This window comes from Microbacterium umsixpiens, assembly GCF_053543675.1.
The window spans coordinates 11295-11569 of sequence record NZ_JBLVOH010000043.1 but is presented as its reverse complement, the minus strand read 5'-3'; positions in this window follow the sequence as shown (position 1 = coordinate 11569).

Sequence of the window (275 nt, the reverse complement as noted above, 5' to 3'; positions counted from 1 at the left end):
TTCACGACTCCCTCGAACGACAGCAGACTGCAACGCGACGCGGTCACACCCCCTGATGCCGCGGCGCCTGCAGAGACGCGGCGCAACTCTCGATGAGGAGAACCATCACATGAACAGCACACGGCGTTCCTTGATCTCCGCGGCCGCGATAGCCGCCGTCGGAACTCTCGCACTCAGCGGGTGCACGGCCAGCACCCCCGACGGCGGAGGTGGCGGCGACGCCGCCATGACGCTCTGGCACAACTCCACCACCGGACCCGGCGTCGAGTTCTGGG